This is a genomic window from Holophagaceae bacterium (assembly GCA_016720465.1).
GTDB lineage: Bacteria > Acidobacteriota > Holophagae > Holophagales > Holophagaceae > JANXPB01.
In genome coordinates, this window is sequence record JADKKO010000004.1 from 995,723 (window position 1) to 1,012,206 (window position 16,484).

Annotated in this window: 17 protein-coding genes; 11 read left to right on the plus strand and 6 right to left on the minus strand. The window is 64.7% G+C overall.

Annotated elements, in window-relative coordinates:
- Positions 1 to 86: 86 nt before the first annotated feature.
- From IPQ13_11755 to IPQ13_11765, 3 genes are all read right to left on the minus strand, one after another.
- A complete protein-coding gene (locus IPQ13_11755; GenBank protein ID MBL0211565.1) occupies positions 87 to 1,127 on the minus strand; it encodes an NAD(P)-dependent alcohol dehydrogenase in 1,041 nt (346 codons plus the stop codon).
- 93 nt (positions 1,128 to 1,220) lie between these two features.
- Positions 1,221 to 1,910, minus strand: coding sequence for a DNA alkylation repair protein (locus tag IPQ13_11760; protein MBL0211566.1), 690 nt, complete (start codon positions 1,908 to 1,910; stop codon positions 1,221 to 1,223).
- A complete protein-coding gene (locus IPQ13_11765) occupies positions 1,907 to 2,752 on the minus strand; it encodes a DUF1003 domain-containing protein (protein ID MBL0211567.1) in 846 nt (281 codons plus the stop codon). Before IPQ13_11765 ends, IPQ13_11760 begins: the two co-directional genes overlap by 4 nt.
- Before the next feature lie 273 nt (positions 2,753 to 3,025).
- Between IPQ13_11765 and IPQ13_11770 the strand changes: the two genes are divergently transcribed.
- From IPQ13_11770 to IPQ13_11805, 8 genes are all read left to right on the plus strand, one after another.
- Positions 3,026 to 3,898 (plus strand): HAMP domain-containing histidine kinase, encoded by an 873-nt coding sequence (locus tag IPQ13_11770; protein ID MBL0211568.1) that lies wholly within the window; start codon positions 3,026 to 3,028, stop codon positions 3,896 to 3,898.
- The gene (locus IPQ13_11775; protein ID MBL0211569.1) at positions 3,880 to 3,990 is read left to right on the plus strand and encodes a sensor histidine kinase; all 111 of its coding nucleotides are present in this window, start codon (positions 3,880 to 3,882) and stop codon (positions 3,988 to 3,990) included. The genes IPQ13_11770 and IPQ13_11775 overlap by 19 nt, the downstream gene beginning before the upstream one ends.
- A 1-nt stretch (position 3,991) precedes the next feature.
- On the plus strand, positions 3,992 to 4,345 hold the full coding sequence (locus IPQ13_11780; GenBank protein ID MBL0211570.1) for a response regulator: 354 nt from the start codon (positions 3,992 to 3,994) through the stop codon (positions 4,343 to 4,345).
- On the plus strand, positions 4,345 to 5,334 hold the full coding sequence (locus IPQ13_11785; GenBank protein MBL0211571.1) for a sigma 54-interacting transcriptional regulator: 990 nt from the start codon (positions 4,345 to 4,347) through the stop codon (positions 5,332 to 5,334). The genes IPQ13_11780 and IPQ13_11785 overlap by 1 nt, the downstream gene beginning before the upstream one ends.
- Before the next feature lie 138 nt (positions 5,335 to 5,472).
- Positions 5,473 to 6,651, plus strand: coding sequence for a response regulator (locus IPQ13_11790; GenBank protein MBL0211572.1), 1,179 nt, complete (start codon positions 5,473 to 5,475; stop codon positions 6,649 to 6,651).
- Positions 6,652 to 6,865: 214 nt separating this feature from the next.
- Entirely contained in the window at positions 6,866 to 8,005 is a 1,140-nt protein-coding gene (locus IPQ13_11795; GenBank protein MBL0211573.1) for a bacteriohemerythrin, read from the plus strand.
- Between the two features lie 69 nt (positions 8,006 to 8,074).
- Complete coding sequence (locus IPQ13_11800; protein ID MBL0211574.1) at positions 8,075 to 8,818, plus strand: hypothetical protein; 744 nt, start codon at positions 8,075 to 8,077, stop codon at positions 8,816 to 8,818.
- Between the two features lie 80 nt (positions 8,819 to 8,898).
- Positions 8,899 to 9,798 carry a CPBP family intramembrane metalloprotease gene (locus IPQ13_11805; GenBank protein MBL0211575.1) on the plus strand — a complete coding sequence of 300 codons (900 nt, stop codon included), beginning with the start codon at positions 8,899 to 8,901 and terminating at the stop codon, positions 9,796 to 9,798.
- Between the two features lie 425 nt (positions 9,799 to 10,223).
- Here the strand turns inward: IPQ13_11805 and IPQ13_11810 are convergent, their stop codons facing one another.
- Complete coding sequence (locus tag IPQ13_11810) at positions 10,224 to 10,808, minus strand: AhpC/TSA family protein (protein MBL0211576.1); 585 nt, start codon at positions 10,806 to 10,808, stop codon at positions 10,224 to 10,226.
- Between the two features lie 160 nt (positions 10,809 to 10,968).
- Here IPQ13_11810 and IPQ13_11815 point away from each other — a divergent pair, with 160 nt between their 5' ends.
- On the plus strand, positions 10,969 to 11,628 hold the full coding sequence (locus IPQ13_11815; protein MBL0211577.1) for a dienelactone hydrolase family protein: 660 nt from the start codon (positions 10,969 to 10,971) through the stop codon (positions 11,626 to 11,628).
- A 38-nt stretch (positions 11,629 to 11,666) separates the two neighbouring features.
- Here the strand turns inward: IPQ13_11815 and IPQ13_11820 are convergent, their stop codons facing one another.
- Both IPQ13_11820 and IPQ13_11825 read right to left on the minus strand, forming a co-directional pair.
- Positions 11,667 to 11,858 (minus strand): arsenate reductase (glutaredoxin), encoded by a 192-nt coding sequence (locus IPQ13_11820; GenBank protein ID MBL0211578.1) that lies wholly within the window; start codon positions 11,856 to 11,858, stop codon positions 11,667 to 11,669.
- 190 nt (positions 11,859 to 12,048) lie between these two features.
- On the minus strand, positions 12,049 to 12,702 hold the full coding sequence (locus IPQ13_11825) for a TetR/AcrR family transcriptional regulator (GenBank protein ID MBL0211579.1): 654 nt from the start codon (positions 12,700 to 12,702) through the stop codon (positions 12,049 to 12,051).
- 155 nt (positions 12,703 to 12,857) lie between these two features.
- On the opposite strand from IPQ13_11825, the gene IPQ13_11830 reads away from it, so the two are divergent.
- Both IPQ13_11830 and IPQ13_11835 read left to right on the plus strand, forming a co-directional pair.
- Positions 12,858 to 13,628 (plus strand): ABC transporter ATP-binding protein, encoded by a 771-nt coding sequence (locus IPQ13_11830; protein ID MBL0211580.1) that lies wholly within the window; start codon positions 12,858 to 12,860, stop codon positions 13,626 to 13,628.
- Positions 13,621 to 16,053 carry an FtsX-like permease family protein gene (locus tag IPQ13_11835; protein ID MBL0211581.1) on the plus strand — a complete coding sequence of 811 codons (2,433 nt, stop codon included), beginning with the start codon at positions 13,621 to 13,623 and terminating at the stop codon, positions 16,051 to 16,053. Before IPQ13_11830 ends, IPQ13_11835 begins: the two co-directional genes overlap by 8 nt.
- Positions 16,054 to 16,484: the final 431 nt, after the last annotated feature.

The following is a 16,484-nucleotide window of genomic DNA, read 5'->3' on the forward strand; positions in this document are numbered from 1 at the left end:
CAATTGAAAAAGTGGGAGTTGAAAAAGGTCTGCCAAGCCTTCCCTGGAGCGATGGCGGCGGCCCCTTGGGGCCTGACCTGGGCCCATCAGAGCGTCTTCATGTCCAGCACGAAGCGGTAGCGGACATCGCCCTTCATCATGCGTTCGTAGGCCTCGTTGACCTGCTGGACGGGGATCAGCTCGATCTCGGAGACGATGCCGTGTTCGGCGCAGAAATCGAGCATCTCCTGGGTCTCTTTGATCCCGCCGATGAGCGAGCCGGATAGGGTCTTGCGGCCGAAGATGAGGGAGGTCGCGGCCACGGGCGTTGGGGCCGGCGGAACGCCCAGCAGCACCATCGCGCCTTCGAGCCGCACCATGCCCAGGTACTGGTTGTAGTCGTGGGGCGCCGAGATTGTGTCGATGATGAGATCGAAATGTCCCCTCAGCCGGGTGAAGGTGGAAGGGTCCGAGGTCAGGCCGAAGCCCTGGGCGCCCAGCTTCCGCGCGTCGGCTTCCTTGGAGGCGGAGGTGCTGAGCATCGTCACTTCGGCGCCCATGGCCGCGGCGATCTTGACGGCCATGTGGCCGAGACCGCCCAGCCCCACGACGCCCACCTTGTCGCCCCGCTTCGTTTTCCAATATCGCAGAGGCGAATAGGTGGTGATGCCCGCGCAGAGCAGGGGCGCGGCGGCGGCGAGGTCGAGCTTGGGCGAGATATGCAGCGCGAAGGCATCGTCCACCACCACGCTGCTGGAATAGCCTCCGAAGGTGGGCGTCTTGCGGTCCATCTCGGTGCCGTTGTAGGTAAAGGCCGCGCCCTTTTCGCAGAACTGCTCCAGGTTCCGCGCGCAGCTCGGGCAGGTCCGGCAGCTGTCCACCATGCAGCCCACGCCGGCCAGATCGCCAATTTTGAAATTCTTCACGTGCGCGCCCACGGCGGTGACGCGGCCCACGATCTCATGGCCCGGCACCATGGGATAGGTGGCGCCGCCCCATTCATCCCGCACCTGGTGGATGTCCGAATGGCAGATGCCGCAATAGGCGATCTCGATGCGCACGTCGTGGGGGCCCGTGGCCCGGCGTTCGAAGGTGAAGGGGGTGAGGGGCGAAGTCGGGGAAGTCGCTGCGTAGGCCTTGGTGCTCATGGGGGCTCCTGGAGTCGGGATTCCTTCGACTCTAGAGCAGAACTCCGGCGGCGGCAGCAGGCACTTTTCCGTGCGTGGCCCTGGCCGGCGGGTTCAGCGCGAAGCGGAGACCCGCTTCAGTCCCTCCCGGATGCTGAGGCCGGACAGTTCCGCGCGATGGGCGGCGATGAAGGCTTCCACAGCCTCGGGCCGGGTCTTGCTGTGCTCCCGAAGGGCCCAGCCGATGGCCTTGCGGATGAAGAAGTCCTGCTCAGGTGCGAGCCGCAGGCAGTGATCGAAAAGCTGGGCTTCGTCGGCGCGCTCCCGGTGCTTCTGATGGGCCACCAGGGCGGCGCGGCGGATCCAGAGGTGCTCGTCCTGGATCCAGCGCTCCATCACGGGTTTCATCACCGCACGCTCCTTCAGCAGCAGGGCGCCGACGAGGAAGCGGGCCACTTCATCCACCGTGTCCCACCAGGCCCCTTCCCGGATCATGCGCTCGAAGAGGGGCAGGGCCTCAAGGGTCTGGAAGGCCGGGAAGAGCTTGGCCCATTCCACGGCGGCATAATGGGCCTCCCGCTGGGGCAGGGACCAGAAGGCCTGGATCTGCGCTAGGTACTCGGCCTGGTTTTCCGGCGGGTGGGATTTGGCCATGCCTTTCACCACGCGGCGCATGGACGCGGCGTCCACGCCGAAGAAGGGATCCGAAGTTTTCATGTAGGCCTGGGCGCCCCGCTGCCGATCGGGATTTGCTACAGCCTCCAAGCGTTGGGCCAGATCGAGGGCCAGATCCCTTGGCTTCATGATTCCTTGGCTTTCAGCAAGTGGGTTTCGATGCGCTGCAGGCGTTCCAGCACACTCTGGCGTAGCTCATCAACGGTGTCATGCAAGTGGGCGACCTCAAGCTCGGCCTTCACATTGATCTCGTACTCGATGTCGTCCCGCACATGGTCCTTGGCGGCCTGCCGGTTCTGGGCCAGGAGCACGAAGATGGACAGGAAGATGGCCTGCAGGGACACGATCATCGTCAGCAGCCCGAAGGGAAAGGGATCGAAACGCCAGGTGCCCGATATGTTGAGCCAGATCCACGCGCCGAACCAGAGCGCGTTGCCCGCCAGGAAGGACATGCTGCCGGAAAAGGCGGCGATCCAATCCGCGACCTTCTGCACGAGCGTCATCTGTTCCTGGATCTCCTCGCTGGGATTCCGCGCCACCCTGGCCCGCAGCAGGAGATCGGCCTTCCGGGTCATGGCGCCCATGGCGCCGAGAAGGTGCAGCGCCGCTTCGGGTTTTTTGCTCACCAGGAGCAGCAGATCGGCGCGGTCAACCTCCAAAAGCTCCGTCTCCTCCAGCGCCACGGCCGAGGCAGTGCGGGGTCCCGCATCCAACATGGCCAGCTCGCCAAAGACATCGCCGGGGCCGCATTCCGTGAGCACGATCTTCTGCCCCGCGAGGTCCGTGATGAAGATCTCCACGGCGCCCTGGACCACCACGTACATGGCCTGGCCGGGATCCCCGGCCCTGAAGAGGACCACACCCGCATCCAAGGACCGGGTGCCCACCGCCTCGGTGAGCAGGGCGCACTCGTCGGCATTGAGGGTGGCGAACAGGGGCAGGGCGGTGAGCAGGGAAGCGTCGGCGGGCATGGGGCCTCCGAAAAGAAACCATTACAGCAGGATCCCGGCGGCTCCCCCTCCGCGGAGTTTGACATTGCGCACAGGGCTTCCGTGCTATCCACGAGTGGGGCGCGGCCAGGGCCTTTCCGGGAGGGCATTCCTGGGTTCCGGCCCCAGAGGATCACCCAACCATGTGCAGCCTCCAAACCCCCGCGAAGTTCCTCTGCGCCCACAGCCATCTCTGCCCCTTCTGCAAATCGCCCTGCCCCCGGGGAGTGCGTCTTCGCCGACGGGATGGAATCCATGCACCTGATGATCCTCGTCTTCGACGTGGAGAACCGGCGCGTGGTGTTCGAGAACAGGGCCGTTAAGCAGCTGTTGGACACGGTCGGAGACCATAGCTACGAAGGCCTGAACACCCTGCTGATGAAGCGCGGCATGACCTTCGAAGATCTCGAGGGCGACCACGTGGACGGGGAGTCCATGCGTGTGGGCTCGCGGCTCTACGGCTACACGTTCTACCGTTCGGGCGGGTTCGTCTGGGTCTTCCTGCGCGACATCACCGAGCGGGACCGCCTGGAGGCCATCGCCGGTTCCGTGGAACAGATGAACAGCCTCGGCTTCATCTTCTCGGCGGTGCGCCATGAACTGGGCAACCCGATCCACTCGATAAAGGCCGCGGTCAGCGTCCTCCGGAGCGGTCTCGATAGGTTCCCCCGGGAGACCGTGGCCGAATACCTGGAGAGCATCGAAGGCGAGCTGGCCCGGGCCGAAAACCTGCTGCGGTCGCTGAAAAGCTTCTCGCTGTTCGAGCAACCCGAGATCAAGGCCCTGGACCTCGCCTCCTTCTTTGCGCAGTTGAAACCGCTGATCGAGCCCGACCTGGTGGCGCGGGGGATCGGCCTCGAATTCGAGATCGATCCGGGCCTTCCGCTGGTGAACGCCGATGTGCGGGCGCTGCACCAGATCCTGATCAACCTTGTGGCGAACGCGGCGGACGCCAGCGGCGGCGAGCCGGAACCCCTCATCCGGATCCGCGTGGTTCCCGGCAAGAACCAGGTGTCGGTGATGGTGGAGGACAACGGCCCCGGCGTGCCGGACCACCTCAAGCCGCGGGTCTTCACCCGTTCTTCACCACCAAGGAGCAGGGCACGGGGTTGGGCCTCATCATCGTGAAAAAGATGGTGACCGGGATGAACGGCACCATCTGGATGGAACCGGCCCAGCCCCGGGGCACCCGGATGACCTTCACGCTCGTGAGCGCCTGACATGGACCCCCGGAAAAAGCTTTTGATCGTGGACGACAATTCGCTCTTCCGGAAATGCGTCGCGGATTTCTTCAGGGACCGGTTCAAGGTGCTGGAGGCTGGAACCTGCGCGGCTGCGGATGGGTTCCTCGCGCAGGAATCCATCGACCTCGCGATCCTGGATGAGCAGCTTCCGGATGGCAGCGGCCTCGACCTCTGCCGGCGCCTGCTCAAGGCGAGCCCCTTCGCCAAGGTGATCTACGCGACGGCCTTCCCCACCTTCGACCATGTGGTCGATGCCCTGAAAGTGGGGCCCACGACTACCTTTCCAAGCCCTTCGAAGTCGCGGCCCTGGGCCACGCTGTGGACCGGTTGATGTCCTATTCGGCCCTCGAGCGGGTGGGCCGCCTGGAAGCCTGGCGGGCCCAGGCGGATGGCCATAGCGCGGTCCTGGTGGGCGGGTCCGCCCAGATGGCCGAAGTCAGGAAGATCGTCGGCCTCGCCGCAAGGTCCGATGCGTCCGTGCTCATCACCGGAGAGACGGGCACCGGCAAGAACCTAGTGGCCCGGGCGATCCATCACGCCAGCGCGCGGAGCGCGGCGCCCTTCGTGACGGTGAACTGCACGGCTTTGCCCGAGAACCTCATCGAAGCCGAGCTGTTCGGCTGGACCCGCGGAGCCTTCACCGGGGCGGTCGCCTCGCGCGAAGGCGTGCTGGAGATGGCGGAGGGGGGAACCCTGTTCCTGGACGAGATCGGGGAGATGCCCATGCACCTCCAGGTCAAGCTCCTGTCGGTGCTGGAGGACCGCATGGTCACGCCCCTGGGCGGCCGGGTGGGCAAACGGGTCGATGTGCGGATCGTGGCGGCGACGAACGCCATTCTGGAGAAGGCCATCGAATCCCGCCAGTTCCGTTCCGACCTGTACTTCCGCCTCAATGTGCTGCGGATCGAGCTGCCCCCGCTGCGCGAACACCTGGAGGATCTGCCGGAACTCTGCGCCTTTCTCCAATCCAATCAAGCCGGGCAAGGGCGGCCGCTTGCCGCCGAAGAGCTGGCCCATCTGGCGGCCTACGCGTGGCCGGGCAATGTGCGGGAATTGAGGAACGTCCTGGAACGCGCGTTCCTTCTGGATGCGCCCCCATCCGCCTTCCTGCCGGGCGGAGGGATCCCCGTGTCCGCCGCCGCGTCCCCGGACCTGGAGCCGGCTCCCCTCCTGACTCTGGAGGAATTGGAATGGCAACATCTCCGCCGCGCGCTCCAGCTTCATCAGGGCAACTTCACCCGCGCGGCCGAGGCGCTGCACATCTCCCTGTCGACGCTGAAACGCAGGATGAAGAAAGCTCCAGCGACCGGGCCAGTCTGACCTGCGCCGGTCGGACTGACTGGTCCATATTGAACGGGCGCTTTCAGTGATAATTATTAAAATATTGATAATAAATGGTTTAAATGTAAATAAATTCTGGCACCTCCCATGCTCTGGTCCAGGCATGGGAGATTTGCCATGACCCCCCCTCCCACCCTGCTGGTGGTGGACGACGAAGAGCTGTTCCTGAGGACAGCCTTGGACGGCTTTGCCGGATCCGCCCTGGACATGACCGTGCTCACCGCCAAGAACGGCAAGCTGGCGGCGCAGATCCTCGACGACCACCGGGTGGACCTGGTCGTGACGGACTTGAAGATGCCCGAACTGGACGGCTACGGGCTGCTGTCCCACATGAGCCGCCATCATCCCGGGGTTCCAGCCATCGTCATGACCGCCTTCGGCACGCCGGAGATCGAAAGCCGCCTCAGGGACCAGGGCGTCACCTGCGTGCTGGACAAGCCCTTCGATTTCCCACGCCTCCAGAACGCCGTGGCCGAAGCCCTCTCGGCCATGGCCAGCGGCCACCTCACCGGCATCAGCCTGGCCACCTTCCTCCAGATGATCCAGATCGAGCGGAAGACCTGCATGGTGCGGGTGGAGGCCAAGGGGGGCCAGGGACTGCTCCACTTCCTGGATGGCCAGCTGATCCACGCCCAGGCAGGGACATCCACCGGGGACGACGCGGCCCTGGCCATCCTCGCCTGGGAGGATCCCGCCATCGAACTGCTGAAGGGCCGCACCCCCGTTCCGGGACAACCCATGCGGTCCCTGCCCAACCTGCTGATGGAAGCCTGCCGCATCAAGGATGAAGCCCGGGTGTCCAGGGCCCCCGGCGTCGCTGAACCTCTCTCCCCCGCTGATCTGGAAGATCCTCCGATCCTCCAGGTCCCTCCGCCCCCTCCCACTTCTCACAAGGAGCACGCCATGGCTGCTGCTGACAAACTGAAAGAACTTGCCTCGATCGACGGCTTCGCAGGCTGCGGCCTGTTCACTCCGACGGGGGAGCAACTCTGCCTCCTCGCCGCCGAAGGCGTGAACCTCAAGGAAGTCGGCGTCCTCGCCAACAATGTGCTGATGAACGCCCAGAAGGCCTCGTTGGAAATGGGGACCGGCCGGGGCCAGCAGGTGCACGTGGAAGCCGAGCACGCCCACATTCTCGTGCGCTGCCTCAACGAAGGCACGGATCCCCTGCGTTCGATGCCCGGGAAGGCCCACATCCATATGGTCCTGATCCTGAAGGAGGATGCGAGCATCGGCATGGCCAAACTCAAGATCAATGCCGTGATCGCCAAGATGGCCGAAGATTTCCGCGGCTGAACCCGCCAGCCCGTCCGGCGGCAGGGATCCCGGCGAAAGCCGGGCCCCTGCCGCCGATTTTCCCACGCAAATTATTGGTACCCTCTCGTTCCCACGGTTTTTTAAAACAGGATTGTCTTCAGGTATACGCTGCTTGGTGACTTCGGCTTGGCGGCGGCGATGAACCAGCGAATGCCGGGACCGCCAGGGCAGCATTTATACGAAGGGGAACACCATGGAATCCTTTCGCTGGGACAAACATTTCATCACCGGCCTGGAGGAGGTCGATAAACAGCACCACCACCTGGTGGACGTCATCAATCAGTTCGGCGAACTGCTGATGCGATCGGAAGGAGTCACCTTCACCGAAATTGAAAGGGTGTTCGGGGAGTTGGCGGCCTACGCCCAGTATCATTTCTCGGAAGAAGAGATGCTCATGGCCAATGCGGGGATAGACCCGCGCCACCTGGAGCACCACCGGCATGAACATGCCAATTTCCTGCATGAAGTGACGCAGATGCACGCCGGTGTTTCGCCGGAAAATACCGACAAAGCCAAACTGCTGCTGAAGTTCCTCGTCTATTGGCTGGCCTACCACATCCTCGGTTCCGACCAGACCATGGCGAGGCAGATCGCCGCGATCAGGTCCGGGCATACCGCGGCCGATGCCTACCTGGCCGAGGAGCACATGAAAGAAGGGGCCGTAGAACCATTGCTCTACTCGCTCAACGGCCTTTTCGAGCAAGTCTCTGAACGGAACCGAGAATTGCTCCATTTGAACCAGACGCTGGAAGCCAGGGTGGAGGAACGCACCAGGGAGTTGGCCATCGCCAACCGGCGGCTGGAGGAAATCGCATTGACCGATGCGCTTACCGGCTTGCCCAACCGGCGCCATGCGATGCTGCGCCTGGCGCGATGGTGGGAGGAAACCAAGGACGGATGCGCGCCGCTGGCCTGCATGATGATCGATGCGGACGGCTTCAAGCAGATCAATGACAACCATGGGCACGATGCGGGGGATGAGGTGCTGCGGCAACTATCCAGGCATCTGAGGTATTCCGTGCGAACGGACGACGTCGTATGCAGATTGGGAGGCGACGAATTTCTAGTCATTTGCCCCCGCACGCCGCTGGATGGGGCCATGCAGCTCGCCGAAAAACTGCGCCGGGTGGTGGCTGGGCTGAGCGTGCCCGCGGGCCATGGCGAATGGCGCGGCAGCATCAGCATCGGCGTGGCGGTGCGCACTGCGGGAATGGGGAGGGTCGAAGATCTGATCAAGGCTGCGGATGAGGGTGTGTATATCGCCAAGAAGCAGGGGCGAAACCGTGTGGCCGCGGAATCCCCAGGAAAAAAGGAAATGGTTCAACTCCTCTGAATCTTTGGCGCCACTGATGGCTCATAGGTTTCTATTCTATTGAATGCGATCTGTGTGAAAGTCCATCCAGTGCCCCGACAGCAACCGAGAACCCACGGCCCTCCTCCGCCGAGCAAGGGGCTGCTGAGCGACCTCCGGCGCTTCTTCCTGAACCGGCCGGCCCTGCCGACCCTGGTCCAGTTCCGGACCGAGGAGGAGCGGCAGAACTACAGCAAGCGGATCATGCAGCGGATCGGCATCGACGTCTCCGAGTACCGGATCCTGAATCTGCACAAGATCGGCATCAACGCGCCTGTGCGGTACGTGTTCGAGGAACTGCTCAAGTGGAACGGCGATTCCACCTGCTGGCCCAACCACCTGGCGCAGGTGGAACGCATCGATGGCCGCCTCGAAAACATCCGGCTGTTCCTGTGCGGCTGGAAGAAATACCCCTTCGGATTGCGCCGGGGGATCTTCGGCCTGAGCTTCATCCCGCTCTTCAACCTGAACGCGAAGCGGTTCCAGACCGTGCCGCCCTCCTCTGACTGCGACAACGCCCGGTACCTGCTCTACGAGTGCAGCGGCGGCTACCCCATCGGGATCTTCTCCATGTACGCCCGCTCGTCCATCGCCGAACAAAATGAGACCGAGGCGACCCAGGTCTTCCTGGCGGTGGGGTTCAATTTCTACGGGAAGGAGCAGCTCTCCAGGACCAAGCTGGTGAACCGGACCTGGGAATGGATCCACGACCGGGTCACGGCGAACGTCATGAACCGCTTCAAGCAGCTCTGCGAGTGGCGGTTCAACCAGATCCAGGATGGACGCGGGCTCTGAAATAAAACACGCGGCGGGGCCGGTCCCCGGTAAACATTCCGGAGCTGGAACCGTAGCCCTGGTTCAGCCTGGAGCCCGCCGTGCGAACTGCCTTCTTCAATCAGGACCACCGCCTGCGCAATGGCTGGTGGATGCTCATCTTCATCGGATTCGTGGCGGCGGCGGGGCTGGTGTTCATTCCTCTCTCCTTGGGGCTGAAGAAGCTGGGCGTGTCCGGGGAATGGCTCCAGCCCGTGCCCTTCGTCATGACGCTCCTGGCCACCTGGGGCTGCACGCGGCTCCGGAAGGAACCCCTGGCCAGCATCGGCTTTCATCTGGACCTGCGCTGGGCCAAGGAGATCGCCTGGGGCACGTTGATGGGCGCGGGGGTGATGCTCGCCGCCGCCGGGATGACCTGGGCCGCAGGCGGCGTGCGCTTCGAGCTGGACCCTGCCCGCAGCCTGAGGACCCTCGGCTATGGGTTCTACGTGATGCTGGTGGTGGGTTTTTTCGAGGAAAGCTTCTTTCGGGGCTTCCTTTTCCAGCGGCTGCTGGACGGCACCGGCGTCTGGGTCACGCAGCTCGTGCTGGCGCTCTTCTTCGCCTTCGCCCACTGGGGCAATCCGGGCATGCACGGCGCCACCATGTTCTGGGCCACCCTCAACATCTCGCTGGCGGCGGTGCTCCTGGGCCTCGCCTACCTCCGCACGCGCAGCCTCGCCCTTCCCATCGGCATCCACCTGGGCTGGAACTGGATGCAGGGGAGCGTCCTGGGCTTCGGCGTCAGCGGCAATGCAGGGAAGGGTTGGGTCCACCCGCTCTTCCAGGGCAAGCCCGAATGGCTCACCGGCGGCTCTTTCGGCCTGGAGGCCAGTGTCTTCGGCGTGGCGGCGGTGCTGATCAGCATCGCCCTGCTGTGGAAATGGAAGGGCTCGGCCGATGTCCCAGCCGATGCCCCAGCTTCCGCATCGCCGCACCTGGATTCCACTGTTTCAATATGAATTGGTCAACCTGATTACCCACGAGCCTCAGCCGGGGAAAAGTATCCCGCGAAGGGCCGCGAATAACTGCCATGCCACGGGTATTAGCTAGGCTGAGGCCGAGAAGGGGTGAAGGAAGGGCCGCGAAATCTCATTTGCCACACCAGCGCTTTGGCGACCAGGAGACTCATCATGGGCCAGCCTCGCGGATGGAATTCAGGCGGCCCGGCGACGGGCTCGCACAAAGGTGTGATCCGCGCCGGGCCGCCTGAATTCGCGGGCCAAGGGGCCCGCGGGCGCTGCGCGCCCCCGCGAAGCGATACCGGGTTGAATCACGTTTCGCGGCCCTTCGGCAGAGCGCAGCGGCTTTGCACCCCTTCGCGGGCACGCTTCGTCGGCTGAGATTGGGATAATCAGGTTGATTAATAACTAAATAAAAAAGATTATTATTTGTCCTGGTTCGGCAAAGCCGCTAGCAGATCTTCCACGCTCGCGCGCTGCTTGTAGTCCGGGTCCCCGAAGGCTTTCAGGATCCTGCGGTCCTGGCCGATGACGAAAGTGGCCGCCAAGGGCAGCTCCCCGCTGGCGTCGCCGTTGAATTCCGGAAGGAAGGTGTAGTTGGCCGGGGCCTTGAATACCAGGCCGTAGGAGCGGGCCACCTTGAGCCCGAGATCGCTGAGCACCGGGAAGGTGAGCTGGTGTTTCTGGGCCATCGCCTCGCCCTTTTCCGGCACCTGGGGCGAGACCGCCACGAGCGTGGCACCCTTGGCCTGGAAGCGCGCCAGGGCCTTCTGGTAGCTGCCCAGCTGCACATTGCAGAAGGGGCACCAGGCGCCGCGGTAGAAGGCCAGGATCACGGGGCCTTTGGCGAGCAGGGCCGAGAGCGCCACGGGCTTGCCGTCGGCGCCGGGCAGCGTGAAATCAGGGGCCAGGGCGCCTTCTTTCAAGGAGCGTTTCATGGCCGCCTCGGGCGTGGTTTCGGGGCGGGCCGTTTCTTGAATGGCCGGCACCGGCATCGGAATCGCGAACATGGGTCACCTCACTCCTTCGGATGCCATCAGGAATTCATCTGTGACGAATTGGATAAACAGCACTTTAAGCACGTTAAAGCTTTAATCAATGCAAGAAAGGCTTCCCGTGCTCCCCATCGCCTTGCGGCCCCAGGCTCCGGGTGTGCCAGAATGGCTGGCTATGGCCGAAACCCGCACGCTCAACGCAGCCACCGTGGGCCGCTACCTGGTGGAACCCGCCTCCCATCCCGCGCCTGGGGGCGCGGCGCCGCTGCTGGTGGGCTTCCACGGCTACGGGCAGAACGCGGAGATGCTGCTGGATGAGCTGCGCCGCATTCCCGGAGCCGGCGCGTGGACCCTGGTGTCCGTGCAGGCCCTCCATCGCTTCTACAACACCAAAACGCAGGAAGTGGTGGGCTCCTGGATGACGAGCCTCGACCGTCACCAGGCCATCGGGCACAACCTGGCCTACGTGCGCAGCGTGGTTTCCGCGCTGCGGGCCGAAGGGGAGCCTGGCAATCTCGTGTTCATGGGCTTCTCCCAGGGCGCCGCCATGGCCTGGCGCGCCGCGGCCGGTTGCGGTCTCTGCGACGGCCTCATCGTGCTGGGCGGGGATCTGCCCAAGGATGTGGCCGAAGCGGCCGACCTCGCGCTGCCTCCGGTCCTTCTGGCCCGCGGCGAGGCGGATGCGTTCTATGGATCGAACCAGTTCGAGAAGGATCTGGCCGTTCTCGGAACCCGCGGTGTCCCCGTGGAATCCCTCCAGTTCAAGGGCGGCCATGAGTGGAGCCAAGCCTTCCGCGAGGCCACTGGTCGATTTCTGCAACGGGTCCTCGCCTAGCGCAGAAATATCGACCACGAAAGACCTTATGTGCATCTCTAGAGCAGCTCCAACACCCGTTCCGCAGGCCTCGCCACCACGGCCTTGCCGCCGCGTACGACGATGGGGCGCTCCATCAGGATCGGATGCGCCAGCATCGCTTCGAGCGCTTCTTCATCACTGAGGTCGTGATCCGAATATTTTCCCTGGAACACCGCCTCGCCGCGCCTCAGCAGCTCACCCGCCTTCATGCCGAGCACCCCCCACCGCGCGGGCGGGGGCGGGGGGGCGGGGGGGGGGCGGGGGGGGGGGGGGGGGGCGGGGGGGGCCGGGGGGGGGGGGGGGGGTGCTGTCTGTTGGTCTGTGGCCTATTCGCCAGGGCCGACGGGAGCAACGGGTGTTGTGGTAGATGCGGAAGGGAGTCGTTTTCATCGAATTCGATTATCGCGCGGGGGAACCCTGCAGCTCCAGCGCCGTGATTCCCGGCAGCACCAGCCTCTGAAACATCGCGTCCAGCTCCTCGGCGGTGCAGGGCGCCTTGTGGTCCATCCACCAAACCAGCAGGGCCAGGTAGGCGCCGACGGTGGATTGGACCACGGCTTCGATGGGGATGCGGGACAGGGCATTGCGGGTCTTGGCGGGCACCCGGGCGGTGATCTCATCTCGCGCCAGATCCGCCAGGATGCGCTGGATGTGGAGCATGACCATGGTGCCGCTTTGGCGGCCGACAAACGCTTTGTAGAGCCGGTGGTGGCTCTTCACGTGCAAGAGCATGGGCAGGCTGAAAGCGAAGGGGCGGCCCTTCGTGGCACCTGAGCCGGCGCGCGCCTGCCCCGTGCCCGGATGCTTGAGGGCCGCCTGTTGCTGTTCCGCCAGCGCCGCCTTCAGCCGCTCCAGGCCGCCCATGAGCAGATCCTGCTTGTCCAGGAAGTGCGCGTAGAAGGTGGAGCGCCCCACGTCGGCCTTGTCCAGAATGTCCTGCACGGTGATGGCGTCGTAGCCCTTCTCCACGATGAGCGCCACCAGGGCATCCTGCAGCCGGTTGCGCGTCCGCGCCACGCGGCGGTCCTCCAGCTTCGCGGGTTTCAACACCATGGCTTCCTCCTCTCGAACAAAGTGGTCCGGAGTGTTCCGAAACGGACAAAACCGCTTCCCTTGATCTGGTTCGCGGCGCCCGCGCGGAGAAACTTGATACCGAACATGATGTTCGATTATGAACTTCATGTTCGACATTACAAGGAGCTCTTCCGATGCCGCCAACCCAATCCCAAGACCTGGTTCCGCACCTGATCTCGCTCACCCGGATCTCCAAATCCTTTCCCACGCCCACGGGCCCATTCCTGGCGCTGAAGGAGATCACCCTCCGCATTGCCGCGGGGGAATTCGTCGCCGTGGTGGGCAAATCAGGAAGCGGAAAATCCACCCTGGTGAACCTGCTCACCGGCATCGACCGCGCCACGTCCGGGGAGATCCAGGTGGCGGGCACGGCGGTCCACACCCTCAGCCAGGGCGGGCTGGCGGCATGGCGGGGCCGGAATATTGGCGTTGTCTTCCAGTTCTTCCAGTTGCTGCCCACGCTCACCGTGGCGGAAAACGTGATGCTGCCCATGGATTTCTGCGACACCTACCCCGAAGCCGAGCGCCGCCCCCGCGCCCTGGCTCTGCTGAATCGCGTGGGCATCGCCGATCAGGCGGACAAGCTGCCTTCGGCCCTGTCCGGCGGGCAGCAGCAGCGCGCCGCCTTGGCCCGCGCCCTGGCCAACGACCCGCCCATCCTGGTGGCGGACGAGCCCACGGGCAACCTGGATTCCCACACAGCCGAAGCGGTGCTGGACCTCTTCGCGGAGCTCGCGGGCGAAGGCAAGACCGTGGTGATGGTGACCCACGAGCGGGACCTGGGCCGTTTCATCACCCGGACCGTGACCTTGATGGATGGGGAGATCGTCTCCGAGCCTTTGGAAAAAACGGCTCGGTCTTTCCTTTTCGCTCCCTTGGGTTTCCCGGCGGTGTCCCATGTTTAGGCCTCGGTGGCGGAAGCTTTGGCGGGACCTGGGCCAGGCGCGGGGCCGCACCGCCATGATGGTGTTGGCCATCGCCGCGAGCCTGCTGGGCATCGGCACCATGCTGGGCGCCTACGCCATCCTTACCCGCGAAATCCGCGTCAACTATATGGGCACCAAGCCTCCCTCCGCCACGCTGGAACTGGACCGGCTGGACGACACCCTGCTGGAGGCCGTGCGCCGCCAGCCCGGCATCGCCGCCGCCGAAGCCCGCGCGAAAGTGCTGGCGCGGGTCCAGGTGGGCCCGGGCCAGTGGCGGCCGCTGCAGCTTTTCGTGGTGCAGGATTTCAATGCCATGCAGCTCGCCACCTTCAAGCCCGTGGCGGGCGCCTGGCCGCCGCCGGTGGGCACGCTGCTGCTGGAACGCACCGCCGTGGAAATGGTGAAAGCTGGAATGGGCGGCCGCCTGTTGGTGAAGCCGCCCCACGGGCCGCCGCGCGCGCTGACCATCAGCGGTCTGGTGCAGGATCCCGCCCTGGCCCCGGCCTGGCAGGAGCGCACGGGCTACGGCTACATCACGCCCGCGACCATGGCCTGGCTCGGCGAAACCGGCGGCCTGGACTTGCTGAAGATCCGCGTCAGCGAGTCGCCCATGGATGTGCCTATAGATGTGGCTGCCGTCGATGCCACCGCCCGCCGCCTGGGCGCATGGCTCCAGGCCCAGGGCCGCGTGGTGGAACGCATCCAGGTTCCGCCCCCGGGCATGCATCCCCACCAGGGCCAGATGACCGCCGTGCTGGTGATGATGGTGGCCTTCAGTTTCATGGCGCTGGGCCTCAGCGTGATCCTGGTGGCGACCATGGTGGGCGGCATGCTGGCCCAGCAGGTGCGCCAGATCGGCGTGATGAAGGCCGTGGGCGCGCGCACCGGGCAGATCGCCGCGCTCTACCTGGTGATGGTGCTGGGCCTCAGCGCCGTGGCCACGGCGCTCGGCGTGGGCGCGGGGACGCTGGGGGCGCGGGCCTTCGCGCAGGCCGTGGCCGAGCTGCTGAATTTCACGCTGACGAGCGAAGCCATTCCCGCCTGGGTCTACGCGGCGCAGATCGCGGCGGGCCTGGTGGTGCCCGCGCTCGTCGCGCTGGGTCCCATTCTGCGGGGGAGCCGCATCACCGTGCGCGAGGCCATCAGCGATTTCGGCGTGAAGCCGGAATCCTTCGGCGGTCGCGGGCTGGATGGGCTCCTGGCTTCGCTCCGGGGCCTGGACCGCACGCTGCTCATGGGCCTGCGCAACGCGTTCCGGCGGCGCGGTCGGCTGCTCCTCACGCTGGGCCTCCTGGCCGCGGGCGGGGGCATGTTCATGACCGGCTTGAATGTGAAATCCGCCTGGGCCAAACGGCTGGATGAAGGCATGGCCCATCGCCACTACGACGTGGAAGTGGATTTGAACGGCTTGGAGCCCGCGGCGCCGATCCTGTCCGCTTTGCATAGTGTGCCCGGCGTGAAGACCGTGGAAGCCTGGGGCTTCGCGCCTGCCGCCCTGGAAAAGCCGGGGCTGGTGGACGTGGTCCGCACCTATCCCGACGGCGGCCACGGCAGTTTTACACTTCGGGCCGTGCCCGAGAATTCGCGGCTCGTGGATTTTCCCTTGCTCGCGGGCCGCTGGCTGCGGCCAGGGGATACGGATGCCATCGTGTTGAACCAGGGCGTTCGCGGCCAATTGCCCCATGCGGCGGTGGGCGATGCCATCGCGCTTTCCATCGATGGGTGTGACGGTCGGCCGTTGAATGGCCGCGTGGTGGGCATCGTGGAAGAGATCGGCGCGGCGAGCGTCGCCTACGTTCCAGCGGAAACCCTGGATCGCTTGACCGGAAAACCCGGCCAGGCGCGCTCTTTCCGCCTCGTCTTTGATTCGCGAGTTCCCGCGACCCAAGCCCAGATCCTGCGCGGCATCGAAGAAGCCCTGCGCGCAAGTGACGTCAACGTGTCCGTGCTCATCACCGATCGGGAACTGCGCAGCGCCGTGGGCGCCCACATCGCCATCCTCATCGACGCGCTCCTCTTCATGGCGGTGCTGATGGCCGTCGTCGGCGCCCTGGGCCTTGCCTCCACCATGAGCACCAGCGTGGTGGAGCGCACGCGGGAGTTCGGCGTGATGCAGGCCATCGGCGGCACGCCGCGCGTGGTGCTGCGGAACGTGCTGAGCGAAGGCATCTTCATCGGGGCGCTGAGCTGGGTGCTGGCCATCGGCGTCTCGCTGCCCTTCTCTTCAATCGTGGGCCGCGTGGTGGGCGCCATGGCCTTCCGTGCGCCGCTCGCGCTCGTGCTTTCCCCGCTCGGCCTGCTGCTGTGGCTGTGCATCGTCCTCATCGGCGCCGCGCTGGCCAGCTTCTTCCCCGCCTGGCGGGCCTCCCGCCTCACCGTCCAGGAAACCCTGGCCTACACCTGAAAAGGAACGCAACCATGCGCAAACGCATCCTCATTGTTCTCGCCGTCCTGTTGGTGGCCGGCCTGGCCCTCCACCTCCACCGCTCCGGCGGGTCCGGCCTGCTGGAGTCCCTGCGGCGCTCGGTCCACGGTGAATGACAACCGGGCCATTGCGACCTCATATGGAGTTGCAATCAAGAAAGTAAAAACTAACCACAGATGAACACTGATGAACACTGATGAACACTGATGAACACTGATGAACACTGATGAACACTGATGAACACTGATTCACTCGGATCAAGGATTAAAATAAGAGTGGGACACACAGCTCCATCTTTGATGGTTCCGGCCCGAAATCGCTTTGCGGGCCACCTGAATTCCATCCGCGAAGCTCATACGTGATGAATCTGTGGAATCTGTGAAATCTGTGGTTCCCAATCCTTTGAACGC